The organism is Mesobacillus sp., assembly GCF_049588175.1.
Taxonomy (GTDB): domain Bacteria; phylum Bacillota; class Bacilli; order Bacillales; family Cytobacillaceae; genus Mesobacillus.
The window spans coordinates 1-5,715 of record NZ_JBAVFI010000399.1 but is presented as its reverse complement, the minus strand read 5'-3'; the positions used below and the strand labels follow the sequence as shown (position 1 = coordinate 5,715).

The window sequence follows — 5,715 nt, the reverse complement described above, 5'->3', positions numbered from 1 at the left end:
AATTATGATAAAGCCCAACTGCCGGCTTTTTCATAAGCAAATTCTTCTAGGGGCTGGCGCTGAGCCTCCTCGTCGCTTCACTCCTGCGGGGTGCAAATGATATATGGTATCATTTCACCTTGGTCTCACCTGTCCAGCTAAGCCCGCAGGACATTGAATAGCTTCCTCGAATCTGCCCACGCACGATGGAAATGCGTTAGCATTTTCGGAGGAGTCTTCGCGCCTTCCACTACAATCAACAGGTTTTAAAATATACAATTACCATTAATAGAACCAAAGCATAAGAAAGTATTAAATTCATTACGATAGCCTATTCATTTACTAAAATCATATCTCACTATTACCCTTATTAACTGTCCGGATTTGCATCAAACCTGTTTTTGGATCGAATTCTATCGTTCGCCCGCTGTTTCCGCCGACATCCTGGGCAACTACCGGAATTCTTAATATCTTTAATTCATGAAGGACTGCATCCACATTCCTCGGGCCAATTCTCATCAAATCGCTGCTGCCGGAAAATTGAAACATTTGAGCTCCACCTGCAAGTTTGGCTTTTATCCAGGCTGGCCTTGCTCCCAACTTAAGCAGCTTGTCGTATAGAGCTTTAATTGCTGTGTCAGCATATTTCGCCTCATTAACTGGACCCGATTTTAACAGTGTTGAATCCGGAAGCATTACATGGGCTAGTCCCGCTGTTTCCCTGCCCTGGTCATACAAAACAACTCCTACACATGACCCTAGACCTGTGGTCTTGATTAAATGGGGCGCTTTTACCGTGTTCAGATCAGCAATACCAACTTTTATGATTTCTGCAGTACTATACATCAACCAGTACTCCCAATGCTTTGAAAATGGTATTAAAGGATTCAGGATCTGGCAGGAGAAAGAAATGTCCTCTTACACTTTCATCAGTCTGCCCTTCATCTTCATTTAATGCTGTATCAATCACAATTGCGTAATCGCTGACCTGCGATAGTTCTAGCAGCCCAAAACTTATGACTGCACCAGCCATATCAATACTCAGCGCTGGAACTGACGGCATAAGATTTAACTGCGTAAAATCAGATAATGAGCTCAGGTAGGAACCTGACAGGATGTTTCCCATTTCCTGCAATGCAGAAAGCGCCAATTCATTAACTTTCGAATCTGAAAATGAAAATGTCTGATCTCCAATCAACAGACGGATAAATTTCTCCGCCTGCTGTAATGGAAGTACAAAAAACATGCTTCCAGGAGCGTCTCCTTCAATTCTCAAGAATACGCTCGCAATGACACTTTCTGCTCCACCAGCCATTTCCATCATTTCATCAAAACTGACAATCCTGACATTTGGAACCTTCATATCGATCTTTTTATTTAATAGAGTAGAAAGTGCCGTAGCTGCATGCCCTGCTCCGATATTGCCAACTTCCTTTAATATATCAATATGCATATCAGATATTTTTATATGAAACGACATATTATGACCCCTTCAACCTTTACAGGTCTTTTTCCTCTAAAACACCAAGAATATTTTCTAAATCAATTAATATTAACAGGCGTTTGTCTAGTTTGATTACTCCGTTGATAAATTCTGCTGCTTCAGCACCCACAATTTCAGGAGGCGGTTCGACGATGCTGGACGGAATATCGATTACATCGTTTGCTCCATCGACAATGAGGCCCACTTCAGCTTCCGCGACCGAGACAATAATTACCCGAGAGCTATCTGTATAACCATGTTCCTCAATGCCAAAACGGACACGCAAATCGATCAGTGGTGTGACGACTCCCCTAAGATTCATGACACCTTTTATATAAGGTGAAGTGTGGGGCACTCTTGTGAAATGCATGATTTTTTCTATCGATTTCACCTGACCGACGGGGACAGCATATTCTTTTTCATTTAATTGGAAAACAATTACTTTCAAGTCTGATACCAGCATTTCAGCCATATTGTTCACTCCTATATTTTCAGCATGCACATATAGATCATTAGCTCAGCGATTATTTAATTAATGCATTGCAGTCTACGATTAATGCTACCTGTCCATCTCCGAGGATTGTTGCACCTGAAATTGCAAAGACATTTGTTAAATAGTTTCCCAGTGACTTCAGCACTACTTCCTGCTGGCCGATAAAAGAGTCCACAACCATTCCGGCCATTTTATCACCCTTCCGGACAATGATCACAGAATGGAATTGGTCATCTTGTGGTTCAGTAGGAACTTCAAAGATCTCCTTCAAAAACAGAAGTGGAACAACCTTGCCTCTAAAATCGATAACCTTTTGATTATGGGCTTTTAAAATATCTGTTTCTTTGATTATTGCTGTTTCAATAATAGATGAAAGAGGTATCGCAAATTTTTCCTTCTGAATCTCAACGAGCATGACAGAAATAATTGATAATGTAAGCGGAAGCTGTATAGAGAAAATGGTTCCAGCGTTTTCTTTTGAATCAATTGAAATGGAGCCGCCTAATGATTCGATTGTATTTTTGACAACATCTAACCCCACTCCCCGCCCAGAGATATCGGAGATTTTCTCAGCTGTTGAAAAACCGGATGAAAGGATTAATTCATACACTTGTTTATCTGTCATAGCAGGCGCCGCTTGCTCAGATACAATCCCTTTGCTGACAGCTTTTTTCAATACTTTCTCTCTGCTGATCCCAGCTCCATCGTCTTCGATTTCAATGAATACGTGGTTTCCGCTATGGAAGGCTCTTAAGACTACCGTTCCTTCCTCGCTCTTTCCTTTCGCCCGGCGATCTTCAGGTGACTCTACTCCATGGTCAACAGAATTTCTCAGAAGGTGGACAAGCGGGTCACCAATTTCATCAATAACCGTACGATCTAATTCCGTTTCTGCCCCAACGATTTCCAGATTGATCTTTTTGTTCAGATCACGCGCGAGCTGGCGGATCATTCGAGGGAATCTGTTAAATACAGTTTCTACTTGAACCATACGCATATTCAAAATGATATTTTGCAAGTCTCCGGAAATCCTTGACATGCGCTCGACAGTTTCGGTAAGTTCAGTATTTTCGAGTTCCTTTGATATTTGTTCAAGCCTTCCTCTGTCTATGACCAGTTCTTCAAACAAATTCATCAGAATATCCAAACGCTCTATATTTACTCGTATTGTCTTGCTGCTGTTATTCTTACTATTATTCTTCTTTTCTACTGCAGGAAGAACCTCTGTCTCAACTGAAGACTCGCTCATGACCATCTCAGCAATGTTTTCATTCTGTTGGATCACATGTGGTTCTGGGTCACTTGTCAAAGCTTTAAAGTCATCCATTTCAAGTGATCTAACATTCGTTTTGACCACTTCAGATACCTTCATGATTTTCCCTTTAATATCATCCTGGTTTTCTTTAGACACAATTGTAACAGAAAATTCAGAATCAAATTGTTCTTCTTCGAGCTGCTCTACAGAAGGATTTGCTTTAATTACTTCGCCAATCTGTTCCAATACCTCAAAAACCATATATACCCTGGCTGCTTTTAATAGACAATCTTCCCGCAACCCAATCGATACCTCATAAACACCAAAACCTTGCTCCTTTGATTGCTTCAGTACAGTGAGCTCAAATTCATCATAGTTTGAAAGCAATGGAGCTTCTACCGCTATTGCTGCTGCAGCCTCTGCATTTGCATGTACATGAGGATGCTCACCCATCTCAATCAATTTCAATTTGGCCACAGCTTCAGCGACGTCCATTTTCCCGTCTCCGCCTGTTGCAATTGATTGGACCATCTCTTCAAGGTGGTCAACCGCAATGAAAATGACATCAAGTAGTTCAGGGCTCGTTTTCAGACGGCTGTTCCGGATTGCATCCAGCACATTCTCCATTTGGTGAGTCAAGCTTGCCAAATCTTCATATCCCATAGTTGCTGACATCCCTTTAAGGGTATGTGCTGATCTGAATATCTCATTAATGATTGTCAAATCTTCAGGGTTCTTTTCAAGTTCTAATAATTGTTCATTACAGGACTGCAAATGTTCTTTACTTTCTTCAATAAAAACTTCAAGATATTGATTTAATTCCATGTGCTCCGCACCCCCGGCCTTAAATATAATTCATGATTGATTCTGCTATATTTTCTACATTCACCACTTCATCCACCAAATTCGTTGCAATAGCGGATTTTGGCATCCCAAAGACAATAGAAGTTTCCTGTGATTCGGCAATCGCTTTTACATTTCCGTTTTTCTTCATTTCAATAAGACCCTTGGCTCCGTCCGATCCCATTCCCGTCATGATGACTGTTATTTTTGAAACATGCTCCAAGCTGCTAACCGACTCAAACAGAACATCCACTGATGGGCGATGGCCATTGCGTGGGGCAGATTGTCCAAGACTGACAGCGAGGCTCGTTCCAATACTTTTCACCTCAAGATGCAATCCGCCAGGAGCGATATAGGCTGTTCCCTTTTGCAGCAGTTCTCCGTCCTCCGCTTCCTTTACTTTAATTTCACTTAAGGAATCAAGCCTATTGGCCAGGGACTTCGTAAAACCTGCAGGCATATGCTGTACCACAAGGATCGGTGAGCCAAAATCCTTTGGCAATGATGTCAACACTTGCTGTAGAGCTCTTGGGCCACCCGTCGAAGTGCCAATACAGACAATTTTTTTCGCATTGGCATCAAGTCTGTTTCCAGTAATAGACTGCTTTTCCGACGCTATTTTTTCAGAGGTGATGAATTTTTTCGTTTCCTTTGAAGATGAAAGGATATGATCTTGGTGATTATGCATTATTTTGCGCAGATTAGCTTTACTTGCTGAGAGAACCTTTTCAATCAGCTCCGTCTTGATTTTATGTAGATCGATTGAAATGGAGCCGGACGGTTTTGCTACAAAATCAACTGCACCAGCCTGTATTGCCTGAAGGGTCGTATCCGCACCTTCCTTCGTTGTGCTAGACAGCATGACGACAGGTATCGGCTGTTCCTTCATGAATACCTTCAAAACTTCCAATCCGTTCATGATCGGCATTTCGACGTCAAGAGTAATGACATCCGGACATAAGGTCCGCCATTTCTTTATTGCGTCCTCTCCATTTCGTGCAGTGCCAATAACCTCAATCTTGGAATGTTCAGATAGAAAGTCGCTAATCAGCTTTCTCATGAAAGCCGAATCATCTACGATGAGAACCTTAATTTTTGCCAATTCGACCACTACCTTTCGAAAAGGAATTGCTTTAATCTTGCTGTAAAACTTCTGTTATCTCTCTTTTCGGCATTGTAGCTCACTTTGTCCATATATTTTTCCAATATAGCGGCCATTCCCTTTGAAACTTGTGACCGTTCATTGAACATTACAAATGGTATTTGCCTTTTTACCGCCTCATGAACACTTTTGTCATCCGGAAGCATCCCTAGCTTAATAGTTGATCGGCCGAGAAACTTCTTTAAAACATCCTCCAGCCGGGAAAGGGTTTCATTTCCTTCCTTTACTGATCCAGCCCTGTTGACAACTAAATAAAATGGTAAAGTTGAATCAGCCATATGGATATATTTCATGGTCGCATAGGCATCCATAAGTGAAGTAGGTTCTGTTGTAGTAATTACAAAGATTTCATTCACTGATAGAAGGATTGACAGCGTTTCTTCATTCAACCCTGCTCCCATATCAAAAATAAGATAATCATATTTTTTCAGGACTTCTCCGAGGCTTGATGTGAAATAATCAACGGAATTATGATCCATTTTAATTAACTGGCTTAAGCC

At 41.3% G+C, this 5,715-nt stretch carries 5 protein-coding genes and 1 pseudogene; all 6 read right to left on the bottom strand.

Translation table 11 applies throughout. The features are described from left to right. Nucleotides 1-327: 327 nt before the first annotated feature. Nucleotides 328-825, bottom strand: a complete 498-nt coding sequence (locus WB217_RS10090) for a chemotaxis protein CheD (protein ID WP_423993048.1) — start codon at nt 823-825, stop codon at nt 328-330. Beyond that, nucleotides 818-1,459, bottom strand: a complete 642-nt coding sequence (locus tag WB217_RS10085) for a chemotaxis protein CheC (protein WP_423993046.1) — start codon at nt 1,457-1,459, stop codon at nt 818-820. The genes WB217_RS10090 and WB217_RS10085 overlap by 8 nt, the downstream gene beginning before the upstream one ends. A 19-nt stretch (nt 1,460-1,478) precedes the next feature. Next, nucleotides 1,479-1,934, bottom strand: coding sequence for a chemotaxis protein CheW (locus tag WB217_RS10080; protein WP_423993044.1), 456 nt, complete (start codon nt 1,932-1,934; stop codon nt 1,479-1,481). Nucleotides 1,935-1,986: 52 nt separating this feature from the next. Then, complete coding sequence (locus WB217_RS10075) at nt 1,987-4,035, bottom strand: chemotaxis protein CheW (protein WP_423993042.1); 2,049 nt, start codon at nt 4,033-4,035, stop codon at nt 1,987-1,989. A 19-nt stretch (nt 4,036-4,054) separates the two neighbouring features. Next, a complete protein-coding gene (locus WB217_RS10070) occupies nt 4,055-5,155 on the bottom strand; it encodes a protein-glutamate methylesterase/protein-glutamine glutaminase (protein WP_423993040.1) in 1,101 nt (366 codons plus the stop codon). Nucleotides 5,156-5,163: 8 nt separating this feature from the next. Next, nucleotides 5,164-5,715 (bottom strand): annotated as a pseudogene (locus WB217_RS10065) (cobyrinic acid a,c-diamide synthase); the annotation flags it as partial.

Bases quoted from the DNA above. Each gene is read 5' to 3' on its own strand.
- WB217_RS10090 (WP_423993048.1), bottom strand. From the start codon at position 825: ATGTATAGTACTGCAGAAATCATAAAAGTTGGTATTGCTGATCTGAAC.
- WB217_RS10085 (WP_423993046.1), bottom strand. From the start codon at position 1,459: ATGTCGTTTCATATAAAAATATCTGATATGCATATTGATATATTAAAG.
- WB217_RS10080 (WP_423993044.1), bottom strand. From the start codon at position 1,934: ATGGCTGAAATGCTGGTATCAGACTTGAAAGTAATTGTTTTCCAATTA.
- WB217_RS10075 (WP_423993042.1), bottom strand. From the start codon at position 4,035: ATGGAATTAAATCAATATCTTGAAGTTTTTATTGAAGAAAGTAAAGAA.